General features: G+C 59.2%; 14 protein-coding genes and 1 pseudogene. 10 read left to right on the plus strand and 5 right to left on the minus strand.

What is annotated here, in order from left to right:
- Positions 1-21: 21 nt before the first annotated feature.
- Genes ABC336_RS19985 through ABC336_RS20000 form a run of 4 tightly spaced genes read left to right on the plus strand, consistent with a single transcriptional unit; the run spans position 22 to position 3,667 of the window.
- On the plus strand, positions 22-744 hold the full coding sequence (locus ABC336_RS19985) for an ABC transporter ATP-binding protein (protein WP_413240318.1): 723 nt from the start codon (positions 22-24) through the stop codon (positions 742-744).
- Entirely contained in the window at positions 741-1,466 is a 726-nt protein-coding gene (locus tag ABC336_RS19990; protein WP_413240319.1) for an ABC transporter permease, read from the plus strand. The genes ABC336_RS19985 and ABC336_RS19990 overlap by 4 nt, the downstream gene beginning before the upstream one ends.
- 3 nt (positions 1,467-1,469) lie before the next feature.
- Positions 1,470-2,936 (plus strand): sensor histidine kinase, encoded by a 1,467-nt coding sequence (locus ABC336_RS19995; protein ID WP_413240320.1) that lies wholly within the window; start codon positions 1,470-1,472, stop codon positions 2,934-2,936.
- A 14-nt stretch (positions 2,937-2,950) separates the two neighbouring features.
- The gene (locus ABC336_RS20000; protein ID WP_413240321.1) at positions 2,951-3,667 is read left to right on the plus strand and encodes a response regulator transcription factor; all 717 of its coding nucleotides are present in this window, start codon (positions 2,951-2,953) and stop codon (positions 3,665-3,667) included.
- On the opposite strand, the gene ABC336_RS20005 is transcribed toward ABC336_RS20000, so the two are convergent.
- The 3 genes from ABC336_RS20005 to ABC336_RS20015 all read right to left on the minus strand — a co-directional run bounded on the left by ABC336_RS20005 (position 3,657) and on the right by ABC336_RS20015 (position 8,531).
- A complete protein-coding gene (locus ABC336_RS20005) occupies positions 3,657-5,420 on the minus strand; it encodes a cache domain-containing sensor histidine kinase (RefSeq protein WP_413240322.1) in 1,764 nt (587 codons plus the stop codon). The two genes, ABC336_RS20000 and ABC336_RS20005, sit on opposite strands and share 11 nt — an antisense overlap.
- 33 nt (positions 5,421-5,453) lie before the next feature.
- Positions 5,454-7,022, minus strand: a complete 1,569-nt coding sequence (locus ABC336_RS20010) for a response regulator (protein ID WP_413240323.1) — start codon at positions 7,020-7,022, stop codon at positions 5,454-5,456.
- 345 nt (positions 7,023-7,367) lie between these two features.
- Positions 7,368-8,531 (minus strand): ROK family protein, encoded by a 1,164-nt coding sequence (locus ABC336_RS20015; protein WP_413240324.1) that lies wholly within the window; start codon positions 8,529-8,531, stop codon positions 7,368-7,370.
- Positions 8,532-8,722: 191 nt separating this feature from the next.
- Between ABC336_RS20015 and xylA the strand changes: the two genes are divergently transcribed.
- From xylA to metE, 6 genes are all read left to right on the plus strand, one after another.
- Complete coding sequence (xylA, locus tag ABC336_RS20020; RefSeq protein WP_413240325.1) at positions 8,723-10,036, plus strand: xylose isomerase; 1,314 nt, start codon at positions 8,723-8,725, stop codon at positions 10,034-10,036.
- A gap of 236 nt (positions 10,037-10,272) precedes the next feature.
- Positions 10,273-11,769 (plus strand): xylulokinase, encoded by a 1,497-nt coding sequence (xylB, locus tag ABC336_RS20025; protein WP_413240326.1) that lies wholly within the window; start codon positions 10,273-10,275, stop codon positions 11,767-11,769.
- A 100-nt stretch (positions 11,770-11,869) separates the two neighbouring features.
- Positions 11,870-12,238: a hypothetical protein gene (locus tag ABC336_RS20030; protein WP_413240327.1), complete on the plus strand. Its 369-nt coding sequence runs from the start codon at positions 11,870-11,872 to the stop codon at positions 12,236-12,238.
- A 121-nt stretch (positions 12,239-12,359) separates the two neighbouring features.
- Positions 12,360-12,491 carry a hypothetical protein gene (locus ABC336_RS20035; RefSeq protein WP_413240328.1) on the plus strand — a complete coding sequence of 44 codons (132 nt, stop codon included), beginning with the start codon at positions 12,360-12,362 and terminating at the stop codon, positions 12,489-12,491.
- A 249-nt stretch (positions 12,492-12,740) separates the two neighbouring features.
- Positions 12,741-13,682, plus strand: a complete 942-nt coding sequence (locus tag ABC336_RS20040) for a LysR family transcriptional regulator (protein WP_413240329.1) — start codon at positions 12,741-12,743, stop codon at positions 13,680-13,682.
- 204 nt (positions 13,683-13,886) lie between these two features.
- A complete protein-coding gene (metE, locus tag ABC336_RS20045) occupies positions 13,887-16,175 on the plus strand; it encodes a 5-methyltetrahydropteroyltriglutamate--homocysteine S-methyltransferase (RefSeq protein WP_413240330.1) in 2,289 nt (762 codons plus the stop codon).
- Positions 16,176-16,394: 219 nt separating this feature from the next.
- Here metE and ABC336_RS20050 read toward each other — a convergent pair whose 3' ends face one another.
- Positions 16,395-16,586 carry a type II toxin-antitoxin system antitoxin gene (locus ABC336_RS20050; RefSeq protein ID WP_413240331.1) on the minus strand — a complete coding sequence of 64 codons (192 nt, stop codon included), beginning with the start codon at positions 16,584-16,586 and terminating at the stop codon, positions 16,395-16,397.
- A 10-nt stretch (positions 16,587-16,596) separates the two neighbouring features.
- A pseudogene (locus ABC336_RS20055) lies at positions 16,597-16,884 on the minus strand (SPFH domain-containing protein); the annotation flags it as partial.
- Positions 16,885-17,005: the final 121 nt, after the last annotated feature.

Raw genomic sequence — 17,005 nt, forward strand, 5'->3', positions numbered from 1 at the left:
TGGGGGAAGGGGACCTTGCTTATGTTTGAAGTGCGCGATCTGACAAAGGTCTACCCCGGCGGCCGAGGCATCCAGGGGCTGAACCTCACTGTACGTCCCGGTGAGGTTGCAGCCTTGCTCGGACCCAACGGCGCCGGCAAGACAACGGCCCTGCAAGCGATGGCGGGCTGGCTCACGGCCGACCGCGGAGAAGCGAGCTGGAGAGGCGACTCCACCTTGGAACGGCCCGATCTGACGAGGGGGCACATGGGTCTGATGATCGGCGAGCCGGCCCCGTATCTCTATCTGACGGGCAGCGGCTATCTGAGGCTCTACTCCAAGCTGTATCCGGGCATCGACGAAGCGCGGATCCAGCAGACGCTGGAGCTCGTAGGCATGTCCGGACACCAGCAGCTCAAGATCAGGAAGTACTCCACAGGCATGAAGCAGCGGATCGAGCTTGCCAGCGCCCTGCTCCACCGGCCGAAGCTGATGCTGCTCGATGAGCCATTCTCCGGTATGGACATCGAGGGACGACGGGAGATGACGGATATGCTGCGGGGACTCGTCACCGAGACGGGCATGAGCATGATCATCTCTTCTCATCAGGTCCATGAGATCGAGGATTGGCTGACGCAGGCATGCATCATTTATGAGAGCAAGCACGTTGATACGGCAAGCATTGCACAGATCCGGGAGTCGTTCGCCAGCGTTGAGGATTACTATTTGCATTGTACAGCCCGGGAGAAGGGGGGAGCGGCATGATGGCACAAATGATGTATCTCGTCAGAGAAGAGCTGCGCAAGCTGCTGAGCGGGAGCAAGCTGAAGGTGCTGCTGCTGCTCTCTTTTCTTGCCGGGCTTCTCTTCGTATGGATCAGCGCTCGACTCGGAATAAGCGGCAACTTGCCGGCCACTGCTTTGGAGCTGCTGCTTATAGTGGTTCTCCCCTTGTTCATGGTTTCGCTTGGCAGCGAGCTCATGGTCAGCGAATTCAAGGCGGGCACGTTCAAGAATGCGCTGAAGCTGCCGCTCAGCCGGGAGACCCTGTTCATCGGGAAAATCCTCGCAGGTTGGCTGGCTGGGGCTTTGATTGTCCTGAGTGCATTTGTCCCGACGTTTATCGGAGGCATCATGCTGCAGGGCATGCCTGCCTTGTCCACGCTGGGGATGACGATGGCAGAGGTCGGCGGGGCGATTCTTTTCTGCGGCCTGTTGGTGGTGCTGGCGAATAGCGTGGCCTTGTGGACCGGAAGCAGCGGGGTCGGACAGCTCGTCAGCATCGTGCTGTGGCTATTGATGGGCGTCCTCGGATGGTTCGATCCGCAGCTGCAGCGATTCTTCGTCACCGACTTTGCGGATTGGGTGCAGCCGCTCTTGTACAGGGGCGATATGGGCGCGACGGCAACGACGTTGCTATTTTTGACAGCATACTATATTATGGGCACTATAACGGGCTTGCTAGCCTTCCAAAGGAAAGAAATCTAACCTATGTCCATTCGGCTTAAACTAATTTTGACGTACAGTATCGGCATCCTTCTGACGGCGCTCGTCGTCACGGTGACGGGAATTGCCATCGTCACGGGGATCATCACGTATGTGGCGAACTATGTGGTGAAGGATCAGAGCGCGGAGAATGCTTTTTATCGGGGCATCGACCTGTTCGTGGATCTGCGTTATGCGGAGCGGTATACCCCGGAGGAATTAGCGTCTCCCGCGTTCGCTAAGATGCTGGGCGACCGTCTGGAGCCGTTCGGCGGCTTCGTTGTAGTCCGGCAAGGGGAGCGATGGGAGAGCTACGGTGAATTGAGAGAAGGCGAAGCGTTTCTGTCGCAGCTGCAGCAGGATCTCTCGGCTTCCAGGGAACACGGGGCTGGGGGGTTCACGGTCAGTGAGTGGGAGGGGCGCGATTTGCTCGCTATTCGTTACGACTTTGCGGGCAGCAACGATTCCTTGTCCTATTATCTTGTCGCCGATGTGACGGATCAGGTGGTAAAGGACAGCCGGTTTCCGCTCTTCGTGTTTCTGGCGATTGCGATCTTGTTCGGGATCATCATGGTCCCGCTGATCTGGATCACGACCAAGGATATCGTGCGCCCGCTGAGGCAGCTGGAGCAGGGCTCCCGCCGCATCGCGGAAGGGGACCTGGACTTCCATCTGCATTCGGAGGCTCGCAATGAGGTAGGCAGCGTAATCCGCTCGTATGAGAAGATGCGGAGCGAGCTGCAGCGGTCGATCGGCGCGCAGTTGGCACTGGAGGAGAGCCGCAAGCAGCTGATCTCGAATATCTCGCATGATCTGAAGACGCCGCTGACTTCGATTAAGGGATATGTGGAGGGCATTCGGGTAGGCGTAGCCAATGATCCGGAGAAGCTGAAGAAGTATATCGAGGTGATTCATGCGAAGACGCTCGATATGGACCGCATGATTGATGACCTGTTCCTGTTCTCCAAGCTGGATCTGGAGCAGGAGAGCTTCCATTTTGAAGCGGTGCAGCTGGAGGCGTTTTACCGTCAAATGATGAATGAACTCGATATGGAATACGGGAATACAGGTGTTCGTCTAACGGGCGATTACGAGGCCGGTGCTGGCGCGTTCGCGACGATGGATGCCCAGAAGATCAAGCGCGTGATTCTTAATATCGTCGGCAACTCGGTAAAGTTTATGGATAAGCAGGATCCGTATATCCATGTACATGTCGGCCGGCAGAAAGAGTCGTGGGTCATCGCAGTGACCGATAACGGACCCGGGATGGATCCCGGCGAGCTGGCGCGCATCTTCGACCGGTTCTACCGCGCCGACGCCAACCGTAATCAGGATGTAGCCGGTTCTGGGCTGGGCCTGGCGATCGCCAAGCAGATTGTGGAGCATCATGGCGGGATGATGGCTGCGCGAAGCGAGCCGGGGCAGTTCATGACCGTGATGTTTACCATCCCGCTAACACAGGATAATATGTGACTGGAGCGTGTGAGATGTCAAAGCGAAAAGTGCTCATCGTCGAAGATGACCAGGCCATCGCCGATCTGGAGCGGGACTTCCTCGAGGTCCATGGCTATGAGGTGACCCTGCGGACGGACGGCACAGCGGCGCTCAAGGAAGCGCTGGAGCAGGATTACGATCTGATCATTCTGGACGTCATGCTGCCGGGTATGGACGGCTTCGATATCCTGCGGCGGATCCGGGAGACCAAGTTCATCCCGGTACTCATGGTATCGGCCCGCAAGGAGGATATCGACAAGATCAGGGGATTGGGCTTGGGGGCGGACGACTACGTCACCAAGCCCTTCAGTCCGTCGGAGCTTGTGGCAAGGGTGAAGGCACACCTGGAGCGTTATGACCGCTTGCTCGGGGCTGCTGCGAGCGGCGGTGCTTCGTCTGCCCGGAAGTCGCGCCAGCTGAGCATCCACGGACTGGTGATCCAGATCGATGCCAGGCGGGTGACCCTGCACGGCAAGGAGATTGTGTTAACGGCCAAAGAGTTCGATCTGCTGCTCTTTCTGGCCGACCATCCGGACCGGGTCTATTCCAAGGATGCGCTGCTGGACAAGGTGTGGGGAATCGAGAACTTTGGCGATGCCGCCACAGTCACGGTCCATATCGGGAAGATCCGCGACAAGATCCAGAAGGACCCGTCCTCGCACCAATTTATCGAGACGGTGTGGGGCGCGGGCTACCGCTTTAAGGTGTGATAGTCTCCGTCATCACGGGGATGTCGACGCGCACGATGGTGCCGACGCCCGGCCGGCTGGCAATCCGCAGGCCGTAATGCTCGCCGTGATGAATCCGGATGCGCTCGTGCACATTGCGCAGTCCGATGCCGGTGAAGCGGTAATTGCCGCCTGCCTTGCTTGCGCTGCTGTGCTGGAGGCGCTGCCTTTCCACATCGTTCATGCCCACGCCGTCATCGCGGACATAGAGGCGCAGCCGCTGCTGCGTCACTTCGCCGGTGATCGAGATGAGGCCGCCTTGCTGCGGCGTCAGACCGTGGAACAACGCGTTCTCGACGAGCGGCTGCAGGGTGAGCTTCAGGATGCGGCAGGACAGCAGCGCAGGGTCGATGGCTTCCTCATAACGGTATTGCTCCCCATAACGCACTTGCTGGATGTACATGTACATCCGCAGCCCCTCCAGCTCCTCTGCGAGCGCCACGTATTCCGATTGTCTATCGAAGCTGAAGCTGAGCAGCTTCACCAGCGAGCGGATCGTCTCCCGTACCTCGGCGGTGCGCTGTTGTTTGGCGAGACTGCTGATACAAGCCAATGTATTGAACAGGAAATGGGGCGCGATCTGGCTGCGCAGCATTTTGAGCTCATACTCCTTCTTCTGCTCCTCCGCCGACTTCGTCTTGTGCAGCAGCGTCTGGATCCGCTCGAGCATCTCGTTGTAGCTGCGCGTCAGCCGTCCGATCTCGTCACGCCGGGTCACCGGCAGCTTGGAGACGACCTGGACATCGTCGAGCCGGTCCATCTTCTCGACGAAGCGGCGGATCGGCCGGGTGAAGGAGCGGGTAAGCAGGTAGGCGCTGAGCAGCAACGCCACGATCCAGACCATCGTCGCTGTCCGGTAGTTGCGGTTGAGACGCTGCAGATCCTGGTAGAAATAATTCTCTTCGATAAAAGCGGCCAGCGACCAGCCGAGCCGGTTGGGCGCGGAACGCACGGCGACAAGCGATCTGCCGTCCCTGCCGTCCAGCTCGCTGATGCCCACCGTCAGACCGGCGAGCTGCGCCTCGAAGCGCTCTTGCAGCACTGGCGGGAACACGCCGGGACGGAGAGGCAGCAGCCGGTCGCGCGAGTCCAGCCGGTTGATCATATTGCCGCTGCGGGTGAACAGGGCATAAGACTGGTAGATCATCGGCGAGATGCGCTCGCTGAGCAGCGTGAGATTGACTTCGGCGGCGACGACACCGCGGATTTGTTGGTCCGAGTCGGTGATCGGAAGGACGTAGGCGAGCGTCTGCCCCGACATCGGGGAGTGATAGGGCTCGCTGACATTGATGGCGCCGTAGTTTTGCAGGGCAAGCTCGTAGAGATCGGGAAGATGCGGATTGCCGATGATCTCGTAGTAGACCTGGGCGTTGGAGAGCACCTTGCCGTCCGAGCGGATCAGGTAGAGCGATTTGGCGATCGAGTTGTTGTGGCTGGCAAATTGGCGCAGCGTGTCGAAGGCGAGCTGTTCATTGTCCTCCTGGAGCAGCTGGGGTTGGGTGGAGAGCAGCAGCAGCATGTTCTCGACATTGTCGAGATTGGCGTCGATATACTGGTTGGTCCGGCTGACGAGCAGTTCGGCATCGCGGATTACCTGGTCCTTCAGGAGACCCTCGGCCTCATGAAGATTGCGCCAGGCCAGCACCATGACGAGTGTCAGCGTGACGAGGGACAGATAGATGAATTGTTTGGTGGCCAGTCCCAGACTGCTATACCAGTGATACAGCTTTGACATATCGCTCATCCTCCGTGACTGTAAGCTGCAGGTTCAGCTTTGACGTTTGTAGTCGGTCGGCGGCACGCCGGTCCATTTGCGGAACAGCTGCGTGAAATAACGATAGCTCGGAATGCCTACCCGGTCGGCGACTTCGTATACCTTCATATTGGTCTGCGTCAGCAGCTCCACTGCCTTTTCCATACGGAGCCTGGTGATCGTCTCTCCCACCGTGCTGCCCGTCTCCTCGCGGAACAAGCGGCTGAGGTGGTGAGGACTTAGCCCGACCTGTTCGGCGATCAGTTGCAGGGTCAATGGTTCCTGCAGATGCTCGCGGATCCAGGAGACGGCGTCCCGCACCTCGATGCGGCAGCGTTCCCGCGACTGGTCCCAGCTGCGGATGCTGCAGATCAGACGGTCCACGAACTGGTCGAGTGTAGACGCTTCCATCAGCGTGGCCAGGCCAAAGCTGTCGAGCTCCGCGGCATCCTGCTGCCGGAGCCAGTCGACCAGCCAGACGATCATGCGTTGTTTGAGCTGAGCGGGCTGCGGGCGCCGGGCCTGGCACCAGTCTATAAAATCTCCCGTCAGCCCCTCGCACAGATTGTCGGCAGAGCTGCCGGCCTTGCGCAGGAGCTCGTGCAGTTCTTTGGCGGACGATTCGTCCAGCGCTTGAAGATGCTTGGGGACACCGGTGTATATCAGGCTGCTGCTTGAGGCGTCATAGAACAAGGTGTTCTTCCATTGCACAGATAGCTCAAGGGCAGCCCTCAGCGCATCTGCTGCGGCAAACGAATCGCTGACTACCAGCCGTATGCCTGCAGAACATAACGGGGAGCGGTGGTCAGTCTGCGTGCCGCTCGGCAGGTTGAGGTGAAGGATATGCTGCAGGTCAGCGGCGAGGGCAAGCAGCCACGAGTCGGACTCCGCTTCCTGGCCGACTCCCTCCCGGATCAAGCCGTAAAATTCCTTGTCGCTGACAGCGGTCCAATGGTACCAGCCCGCTCCGGAATCTTCATCCTTGGCCAGCCGGGCTTCGATGCCGGGGCGTGCCGCCAGCGCAGCTCGATCATCCGTATCGATCTGCAGCCGGACCAGCCGGAAGCGTGCGCTGCCATCCAGCGGCAGGATCTGCCATTCACTCTCCGCAGGCGCCTGCCCCTGCAGCAGCTTGGCGAACAGCGCGGCCAGCTGTGCCCGCTGCTCCGAGCGCAGCGACTGCCGGGAGCGCCTTTCGGCGGCGATGGCATCTCTGGCTTTGTCCAAGGCATCCGACAGCTCGCCGTCATCCAGCGAGACCTTCAGGATGTACGCGAGCGCACCTAAGCGCAGCGCATCCTGTACATAGTGGAAGTCGCTGTGGCAGGTGAGCAGGATGATCTGGATGCCCGGACATTGGCGTCTAAGCTCGCGGATGAGCGTCATGCCGTCCATCACGGGCATCGTAATGTCGGTGATGATCACATCGGGCTTGTAGCTCTGGCAAAGTGCCAGCGCTTCCTCGCCGTTGCTGGCCTCTGCGACAAGCGCCGCCTGATGCTCGGCCCAGGAGAAGAAGCGCAACTCCTCGCGCAGCGGCAATTCATCATCGGCAATCACGACACGCAGCTCTTGAGAGGACATGGTCCACTTCCTTCCCTTTGAGAGGATGGGTCGATCGGGTGGTGATCTTGAAGTAATCATACGCGATGAAAGGGTTTTCGTAAATAAGCGAGGAGGGTGAACGCGCCGGTGGTGGCTGCAGTGCTAAAAAGTAGCATTGGAGGGTGGAGAAGAGTGTCGGCGGTGGCTGTAGAGCTAAAAAGTAGCATTGGAGCGCGGAAAAGAGCGCCGGCGGGAGCTGTAATGCTAAAAATTAGCATTGGAGGGTGGAAAGGAGCGTCGGCGGTGGCTGCAGTGCTAGAAATTAGCATTGGAGGGGCTAGAAGCTCCCCTGCCTTCCAACTGTTCCCGCCTAAAGGCGGCGCATCAAGCGCCGCCTTTGACGCGGTGGAAGAAGCGGTTGATCGCATAATAGGCTGCGCCGCGAACGGCCGACTGCTCCCCGAGCTCGGCGAACTGGAGGCGCAGCTCCTTGCGGTGGTAAGAGAGAGTGCGCTGCGCCACGGTTTCCCGTACGCTGTCCTCGATCCAGCGCCGGGCGAGGCTCATCCGGTTGCCGATGATAACGAGCTCGGGGTTGAACACATTGACCACATTGGCCAGACCGACACCCAGATCGGCCCCGATCCGACGGAACAGCGATTGCGCAGCTTCATCGCCGTCATCAGCGGCGTGCAGCAGCTCGCGCAGGCTGCCGTAGCCGAGCGGCGCGGCCATCTCCAGCAAGGCGTGCTCGGAAGCATACAGCTCCCAGCAGCCGAGATTGCCGCAGCTGCAAGGCTTGCCCGCCAGGTCGATGGACAAGTGGCCGAGCTCCCCGGAGAAGCCGGATGCTCCTTTGTACAGCTCCTTGTTCAAGATGATGCCCGTGCCGATCCCGATGCCGACACTGACGTAGATCTGGTGAGCGACGCCGCGTCCGGCTCCGTACTTCTGCTCGCCTTGGGCGCCCGCGTTGGCTTCATTGTCGATGAAGACGGGGAGGGCGTAACGCTCGGATACGAGCCGCTGCAGTCCGACTTGCTTCCATTTCAAGTTAGGCGCGAAGAGGATTATGCCCGACTCGTCGACAATACCGGGCACGCCGATGCCGATCCCGACCACACCGTAAGGTGAGGCGGGGGCCTGCGCCATGAGAGAATCGATGAGCTGGTACAGCTCGGGAAGGACTTGCTCCAGCTCATGACGGTGGAGCGGGATGTCGGCTTCATGGATAACACTGCCCTCCAGATCGGTCAACACGCCGCGGATATAGTTGACCCCCAGATCGATGCCGACGGCATAGCCGGCCGTGCGGTTGAAGATGAGCATGACCGGCTTGCGGCCGCCGCTGGAGGCGCCCATGCCGATCTCCATGACGAGATGGGAGTCGATAAGATCCTGGACAAGGCTCGATACGGTCGCTTTGTTCAGGCCGGTCAGCTCCGATATATTGGCACGCGAGAGCGGCGCTTTTTTGACGATGGCGTCCAGCACGATCGCGGTGTTCATTTTTTTGATCAGGGCGAGATCTCCGGTTGCTTTCTTCATGGCGTGTGTGCGGGCCTCCATCTGTGTCCAAAGTGCTTAATTCCGTTCAAAAGCGGGTAATACAATTATTTTACCACAAACTTTGTTAGTTTAATAGACAAACTAAGTTTGAAAGTGCTATTATAGGACTAAGAGCGTTTACAAACGCTGCGCTCCATTTCATTTCTAATTTCGAGGAGGCTATTACGGCTATGAGTTATTTCGGCAACATTAACAAGATTCAGTTCGAAGGCAAGGGCTCTGACAACCCGCTGGCGTTCAAACATTACAACCCGGATGAGGTCGTACTCGGCAAAAAAATGAGCGAACATCTTCGTTTTGCAGTTGCTTACTGGCATACATTTACCGGTGACGGATCTGACCCGTTTGGTGCAGGAACAGCTGTGCGCGCATGGGATCACCTCGCTCCGATGGACAAAGCGAAGGCCCGCGTCGAGGCGAACTTCGAATTTCTGGAGAAAATCGGCGTGCCTTACTACTGCTTCCATGACCGCGATATCGCGCCGGAAGGCGAGACGCTGCAGGAAACGAACAAGAATCTGGACGTCATCGTCGACCTGCTCGAGCAAGGTATGAAATCCAGCGGCGCCAAGCTGCTGTGGAATACTGCCAACATGTTCACCAACCCGCGCTTCACTCATGGTGCAGGTACCGCTCCTAATGCTGACGTATATGCCTATGCTGCCGCACAAGTGAAGAAAGGTCTGGAAGTCGGCAAACGTCTGGGCGCAGAAAACTATGTGTTCTGGGGCGGCCGCGAAGGCTACGAAACACTGCTGAACACAGATCTGGCGTTGGAGCTGGATAACCTGGCCCGTCTGTACCATATGGCGATTGCTTATGCCAAAGAGATCGGCTTCGACGCCCAATTCCTTATCGAGCCGAAGCCAAAAGAGCCATCCAAGCATCAATATGACTTTGATGCAGCGACGACCATCTCGTTCCTGCAAAAATATGATCTGCAAAACCACTTCAAGCTGAACCTGGAAGCCAACCATGCGACACTGGCTGGTCATACGTTCGAGCATGAGATTCGGGTTGCGGCCATCAATGGCATGCTGGGCTCGCTCGATGCCAACCAGGGCGACCTGCTGCTGGGCTGGGATACCGATGAGTTCCCAACGGACCTGTATGCAACGACGCTCACCATGTACGAAGTATTGCGTGCCGGCGGCATCGGTCGCGGCGGCGTCAACTTCGACGCCAAAGTACGCCGCGGTTCGTTTGAAGCGGAAGACTTGTTCCTGGCGCACATCGCTGGTATGGACAGCTTTGCTTGGGGTCTGAAAGCAGCGGGCAAAATGATCGAGAACAATTTCTTCGAAGGCATCCTCGAAAACCGCTACAGCAGCTTCTCCGAAGGTATCGGAGCTGACGTCGTCGCCGGCAAAGCGACGCTGCAATCGCTGGAAGCCTATGCGCTGCAGAACAACCCGATCAAAAACGAGTCCGGCCGTCAAGAGCGCATCAAGCTGAAGCTCAGCGAGTACATCTTCAGCGTCTAAAAGACCAAGGCAGCACGCTGCCCCAGGCATGAAGCCCGGGGCGGCTTTTGCCCGTCTTAAGGCAGGTCAGCAGCGGGGGACAGCGACGGCTTGCACAGCCTCGATCAGGTAGTGCGCTTGGACTCATAAGACAAGGCGGATTACCCGTTATGCCGGCAATAGCTGGCCCGCCGGCTGTTTGTTCCTGCAGTCCAGACGGGCGTCAACGATACGCAATGAGGAAGGGGTATACGCAGGTGAGCTATGTCATTGGGATTGACTTGGGAACCAGTGCCGTCAAGGCGCTGCTCGTGGATCGCGAGGGAGAGGTACGGGCGGAAGCCTCGCAGGAGTATCCGCTGTACCACGACCATTCGAGCTGGAGCGAGCAGGAACCCGAGGATTGGGTAAACGGCACGCTGGACGCCATCGACGCGCTGCTGAAGCAGGATGGGATCGCTGCGGACAAGATCGAGGGTATCAGCTTCTCCGGCCAGATGCATGGGCTGGTACTATTGGACGGGAACAACAAGCCGCTGCGCCGGGCGATTCTCTGGAACGATACACGCACGACAGCCCAGTGCCGTGAGATCGAGCAGACCCTGGGCGACAAGCTGCTGACTGTGACCCGCAATCCGGCGCTGGAAGGCTTCACGCTGCCGAAGATTCTGTGGGTCAAGCAGCAGGAGCCGGAGATTTTCGAGCAGGCGCAACTGTTCCTGCTGCCCAAGGATTATGTGCGCTATCGGCTGACCGGCGAGCTGCATATGGACTATTCCGATGCGGCTGGCACGTTGATGCTGGACGTGGCGGGGAAGCAGTGGAGCTCAGACGTATTGCAGGCGTTCGGGCTGCCGGCATCGTTCTGTCCGCCGCTTGTCGAGTCGCATGGGCTGGTCGGCACCTTGCTGCCGGATGCGGCGGAGCGCAGCGGTCTGCAGGCTTCGACGAAGGTATTCGCAGGCGGAGCGGACAACGCGTGCGGCGCGATCGGCGCAGGCATTCTCTCTGAAGGTCTGACCCTGTGCAGTATCGGCACCTCAGGGGTCATCCTGTCTTATGAGAACGACAAGGACCGGGATTTCCAGGGCAAGGTGCATTTTTTCAACCATGGCAAAGAAGATGCCTTCTATGCGATGGGCGTCACCTTGGGCGCAGGTTATTCGCTCAGCTGGTTTAAGAAGACGTTTGCGGCTGAAGAATCGTATGACGAGCTGCTGGCGGGCGTCGGAGACGTGGCGCCGGGAGCGAATGGTCTGCTGTTCACGCCGTATCTGGTCGGCGAGCGGACGCCACATGCCGATTCGACGATCCGCGGCAGCTTTATCGGCATGGACGGCTCGCACCGGCGGGTGCATTTTGCCCGGGCGGTCATGGAGGGCATCACGTTCTCCCTGCACGAGTCTGTCCATATGTTCCGCGAAGCCGGTAAAACCGTCGATGCGATCATCTCGATCGGCGGCGGCGCCAAAAATCCGGTATGGCTGCAGATGCAGGCGGATATCTTCGACAGCGAAGTGATCGCCCTGGCGAACGAGCAGGGGCCGGGACTGGGCGCGGCGATGCTGGCCGCTTACGGCTGCGGCTGGTTCGATTCGCTGGAGGCGTGCGCGCAGCAGTTCGTGAAGCGTGGCGCGACCTACCAGCCGAATCCGGAGGCAGTCGAAGCGTACAAAGGCCTGTTTGGCATCTACCAGCAGGTGTACGGTCAGACCCGCGAGTTGAACGAAGCCCTGGCCGCTTACCGCGGGTAGGTTTAAGTTGGAGCATCACCAGCAATAACTGCAATGGCTATGGACCTCCGTCAGGCGACTGGCGGGGGTTATTTTTTTGAAATAGTAGCGTAGAAGTCCTGTGCAGCGGCAGAAAGGGTCGCTGGAGCGGTCGTTGGATCGCCGGAGTCCCGTGCAGCGGCAGAAAGGGTCGTTGGAGCGGGTGGTGGAGCGTCTTAGTCCCGTGCAGCGGCAGAAAGGGTCGTTGGAGCGGGTGGTGGAGCGTCTTAGTCCCGTGCAGCGGCAGAAAGGGTCGTTGGAGCGGGTGGTGGAGCGTCTTAGTCCCGTGCAGCGGCAGAAAGGGTCGCTGGAGCAGGCGGAGGAGCGTCGGAGTCCCATGCAGCGGCAGAAAGGGTCGCTGGAGCGGGTGGTGGAGCGTCTTAGTCCCGTGCAGCGGCAGAAAGGGTCGCTGGAGCAGGCGGAGGAGCGTCGGAGTCCCATGCAGCGGTAGAAAGGGTCGTTGGAGCGGGCGGAGGAGCGTCGGAGTCCCATGCAGCGGTAGAAAGGGTCGTTGGAGCGGGTGGTGGAGCGTCTTAATCCCGTGCAGCGGCAGAAGGTCGTTGGAGCGGGTGGTGGAGCGTCGGAGTCCCGTGCAGCGGCAGAAAGGGTCGTTGGAGCGGGTGGTGGAGCGTCTTAATCCCGTGCAGCGGCAGAAAGGGTCGTTGGAGCGGGTGGTGGAGCGTCGGAGTCCCATGCAGCGGTAGAAAGGGTCGTTGGAGCGGGTGGTGGAGCGTCTTAGTCCCGTGCAGCTGCAGAAAGGGTCGCTGGAACGGGTGGGGGAGCGTCGAAGTCGCGCGATAAGAGCAACGGTCGGCTTAATAATTGGCTGCATCCGTGGTATGCTGGTTACTGAATGAGCAGCTTAACAGGATACCCACCCACAGCGGATAGCTGTTGTGAAGTTAATCGGGACATGCACTAAGTAGTCACTATGTAGACAAGGAGGTCCTTCCATGACCCTGCAGCAGCTGCGTTACGTCATCGAAGTCGCCAACCGCGGTTCCATGAATGAAGCTGCCAAGCGGCTGTTCATCTCCCAGCCCTCGCTCTCCAACGCGATCCGGGAGCTGGAACAGAATCTCGGCATCACCATTTTCGAGCGCTCCAACAAAGGGATCACCTTGTCAAAGGCGGGTGCCGAGTTCCTCGGCTATGCCCGGCAGGTGATTGAGCAGGCCGAGCTGCTCGAGAATCGTTATCTCAACGCCAAGCCGTCGCCGCAGCATTTCTCGGTATCGACGCATCACTACGCCTTTGCCGTGAACGCCTTCGTCAAGCTCGTCGACCGGTACGGCCAGGAGGAATATGAGCTGGCGCTGATGGAGACGAAGACGCACGAGATCATCGAGCATGTCCGCAGCCAGCGCAGCGAGATTGGCATCCTCTACGTCAACGAGTTCAACGCCAACGTGATCAACCGGCTGCTGCGTGACGCCAATCTGACATTTACGAGCCTCTTCAAGGCCAAGGCGCATATCTTCATCAGCACCCACAATCCGCTCGCCCGCCAGTCGATCGTCACGCTGGACGAGCTGCAGGATTACCCGTACCTTTACTTCGAACAGGGCGAGTACAACTCGTTTCATTTCGCCGAGGAGATCCTCAGCACGCTCTCGCACAAGAAGAGCATCCGCGTCAATGACCGGGCGACGCTGTTCAACCTGCTGATCGGGCTGAATGGCTATACGATCTCTACCGGGGTGGTCAGCAGCGATCTCAACGGCAATGAGATCATGGCGGTGCCGCTCGCCAGCGACGAGATCATCCATGTCGGCTGGATCTCGCACCAGAGTGCGGCCCTGTCCAAGCTTGCGGCTGCCTATGTCGAGGCACTGCATGAGGTGATTGGACAATCCGGAGACAAAGAAGAACCGATAACGGGCGATCGCCAGTAGCTGCCCTGCGGTCCAGCTGCACCAAGCTCCCTCCCGTAATACGCAACCGCAACGGCCAGCTATTGGCCCAGTCTGCTGAGCGGTATAGCCTAAGGCTATAACCAGCTATAACATTAAAGAGTTACGCTATATCAGGACAGTCGTGGTATCGTTCATGTAACGAATTTTTTCAAAAGGACATTACATGAACAGGAGCGACTACACATGAAAAGTGCAAACTTAGGCTACCCCCGGATCGGCGGCAACCGGGAATGGAAAAAAGCGTTGGAGGCGTATTGGAGCGGTCAACTGGAAGAGGCGGATCTGCATGCGAAGCTGAAGGAGATCCGGCTGAACAATCTGCGCATCCAACAGACATGCGGGCTGGACGTAATTCCGGTGGGAGACTTCACTTATTATGACCACATCCTCGATACGGCAACGATGTTCGGCCTGGTGCCGGAGCGCTTCATCTATCAGGGCGGCGAGGTCGATCTGACGACGTATTATGCGATGGCCCGCGGGAGCAGGGACGCAGCAGCCTGTACGATGACCAAGTGGTTCAACACCAACTATCACTATATCGTGCCTGAGCTGGGCGGGGCCAAGCCGCAGCTGACGATCAACCGGCCGCTCGCAGCGTACCGTGAAGCAAAAGCGGAGCTTGGTATCGCGGGGCGGCCGGTGCTGGTCGGACTGTACACGTTCCTCAAGCTCTCCAAAGGCGCAACCGACCACGAGCTGACGGGCTGGATCGAAAGTCTGTTGCCGCTGTACGCGCAGATCCTGCAAGAGCTGGAGGCGGAAGGGGTCCAGTGGGTGCAGGTCGACGAGCCGATCCTCTCGACGACACTTGCTGCGGAGGAGTTGGAGCGGGTGCGCGGCATCTATGAGCAGCTGCGCGAAGCGGCGCCGGGTGTGAAGCTGCTGCTGCAGACGTATTTCCAATCGGTCGACCATTACGAGGCAGTCGCTGCCCTGCCGGTTGCGGGCATCGGTCTGGACTTCGTCCATGACGGCGGACGCAATCTGCAGGCGATTGCGGAGTACGGCTTCCCGGCTGACAAGGTGCTGGGTGCCGGTGTCATCGACGGCCGGGGCATCTGGCGCGCCGATCTGGAGAGCAAGCTGACCCAGCTGGCGACGCTGGGACGTTTCGTCTCCCCGGACCGCATCCTCGTCCAGCCTTCCTGCAGCCTGCTGCATGTGCCTGTCAGTGCGGCCGGTGAGTCGAAGCTGGCGCCGGAGCTGCAGGGCGCGCTCGCTTTCGCAGGCGAGAAGCTGGCAGAGCTAGTCCTGCTGGTCCAAGCAAGCCGGGATGGCGCGGATACAGTTGCCGAGGAGCTGGCAGCAGCGAAGCGGAGCAGGGAAGCGCTGACCCGGTCGCCGTCCAGAGCTCGCAAGGATGTGCATGAGCGGATCGCACGCCTGGCGGAGCAGCCTTCGGAGCGTGCAGCAAGCGTAGCGCAGCGGATCCTCGTGCAGGCTCAGCGCTGGCAGCTGCCGCTGCTGCCGACGACGACGATCGGCAGCTTCCCGCAGACGACGGAGGTGCGCAGTGCCCGCCAGAAGTGGCGTAAAGGCGAGTGGAGCGAGGAGCAGTACGATGCATTCATCAAAGAGCAGATCCGTTTGTGGATCGGCATCCAGACGGAGCTGGGGCTGGACGTGTTCGTCCACGGGGAATTCGAGCGTAATGACATGGTCGAGTTCTTCGGCGAAAAACTGGCCGGCTTTGCCTTTACTTCGGGCGGCTGGGTGCAGTCGTACGGCTCACGCTGCGTGAAGCCGCCGATCATCTACGGCGACGTCGCTTTCGAAGGACCGATGACCGTCGCAGAGACCGTCTATGCGCAGTCGCAGACGCCGAAGCCAGTGAAAGGAATGCTGACCGGGCCGATTACGATCCTGAACTGGTCGTTCGTGCGGGATGACAAGCCGCGCGAGGAAGTGGCCAACCAGATTGCTCTGGCGCTCCGCGAGGAAGTGGAGGCGCTGGAAGCGGCGGGTATCGGCATGATCCAGGTCGATGAGCCGGCGCTGCGCGAAGGCCTGCCGCTCAAGCGCGAGGAATGGGCTGCCTACCTGGAATGGGCAGTCAAGGCGTTCCGTCTGGCTACTTGCACAGTGAAGGAAGAGACGCAGATCCATACGCATATGTGCTACAGCGAGTTCAACGATATCATCGAATCGATCAGTGCATTGGATGCGGATGTCATCTCGATCGAAACGTCGCGCAGCCATGGCGAGCTGGTCGCGAGCTTTGAGGAATTCACCTACGACAAAGGCATCGGGCTGGGCGTCTTCGACATCCACAGCCCGCGGACCCCGCCGGTCGAAGAGATCACCGCGATGATCGACCGGGCGCTGCGGGTGCTCGATCCCGCCCAGTTCTGGATCAATCCGGACTGCGGACTGAAGACGCGCCGCCAGGAGGAGACCATCCTTGCCCTGCGCAACATGGTTGCGGCGACAGAGCAGGCAAGAGCCCGTTACACTGTAACTGCACATTAGCCTTCATAAGATTGCCCCTGATGCCCCTTGTTAATGACAAAAGCCTCCAGGTACGCCATTGTGCGTACTTGGAGGCTTTATTGTACTTACTAGCGTATGTTTCCGGGGCCCCCTGCAAAGTACCTGAGTACGCTTCGAAGCCAAGCCGCACTTTGCGGGTTATTTTACAACTATAACTCCTTGCCCTGCTCCAGGAGCCAGTGAAGACTGCTTGCTCAGTCACTCCTCTTCACGGTCGCGCTGCTCCTGGCTTGGCATGCCCTTGAGCCGTCCCGCCCGCCGCAGCGCATCACGCAGCAAAAATTCGATATGGGCGTTTACGCTTCTCAGATCATCGGCCGCCCACCGTTCGATAGCCCGGTGCAGCTCGGGATCAAGGCGGAGCGGAAACGATTTTTTGCCCTTGTTCATTAGGCTCCGTCTAGCCGCTGTACAGTGTTCCCGTATTCAGGACTGGGGTGGCGGCACGGTCCGAGACGATGGAGACCATCAGGTTGTTGACCATGGCTGCACGCCGTTCGCCATCGAGCTCGATGCCCTTGTCCTCCAGTTCCCGCAGCGCCATCTCGACCATGCCGACCGCCCCTTCGACAATCAGGGAGCGCGCCGCCACAATCGCCGATGCCTGCTGGCGCTGCAGCATCGCGCTGGCGATCTCCGGCGCATAGGCCAGATGCGTCAGGCGCGTCTCCATCACTTCCACGCCGGCGGTCATTTCGTTCATGGGACACCTCGTTTGCTAGATTGATGTTATTATTATATCGTTATGATATCATTTTTTACATTTAAAAACAATTTTTCGAAACGGACTGGGCTACTTTGACGTATAG

Source organism: Paenibacillus jepli, from assembly GCF_047238105.1.
Lineage (GTDB): Bacteria > Bacillota > Bacilli > Paenibacillales > Paenibacillaceae > Paenibacillus_D.

What these genes read in the sequence shown, in the direction of transcription:
- ABC336_RS19985 (WP_413240318.1), top strand. Translation starts at nt 22, where the DNA reads ATGTTTGAAGTGCGCGATCTGACAAAGGTCTACCCCGGCGGCCGAGGC.
- ABC336_RS19990 (WP_413240319.1), top strand. Translation starts at nt 741, where the DNA reads ATGATGGCACAAATGATGTATCTCGTCAGAGAAGAGCTGCGCAAGCTG.
- ABC336_RS19995 (WP_413240320.1), top strand. Translation starts at nt 1,470, where the DNA reads ATGTCCATTCGGCTTAAACTAATTTTGACGTACAGTATCGGCATCCTT.
- ABC336_RS20000 (WP_413240321.1), top strand. Translation starts at nt 2,951, where the DNA reads ATGTCAAAGCGAAAAGTGCTCATCGTCGAAGATGACCAGGCCATCGCC.
- ABC336_RS20005 (WP_413240322.1), bottom strand. Translation starts at nt 5,420, where the DNA reads ATGTCAAAGCTGTATCACTGGTATAGCAGTCTGGGACTGGCCACCAAA.
- ABC336_RS20010 (WP_413240323.1), bottom strand. Translation starts at nt 7,022, where the DNA reads ATGTCCTCTCAAGAGCTGCGTGTCGTGATTGCCGATGATGAATTGCCG.
- ABC336_RS20015 (WP_413240324.1), bottom strand. Translation starts at nt 8,531, where the DNA reads ATGAAGAAAGCAACCGGAGATCTCGCCCTGATCAAAAAAATGAACACC.
- xylA (WP_413240325.1), top strand. Translation starts at nt 8,723, where the DNA reads ATGAGTTATTTCGGCAACATTAACAAGATTCAGTTCGAAGGCAAGGGC.
- ABC336_RS20040 (WP_413240329.1), top strand. Translation starts at nt 12,741, where the DNA reads ATGACCCTGCAGCAGCTGCGTTACGTCATCGAAGTCGCCAACCGCGGT.
- metE (WP_413240330.1), top strand. Translation starts at nt 13,887, where the DNA reads ATGAAAAGTGCAAACTTAGGCTACCCCCGGATCGGCGGCAACCGGGAA.
- ABC336_RS20050 (WP_413240331.1), bottom strand. Translation starts at nt 16,586, where the DNA reads ATGAACAAGGGCAAAAAATCGTTTCCGCTCCGCCTTGATCCCGAGCTG.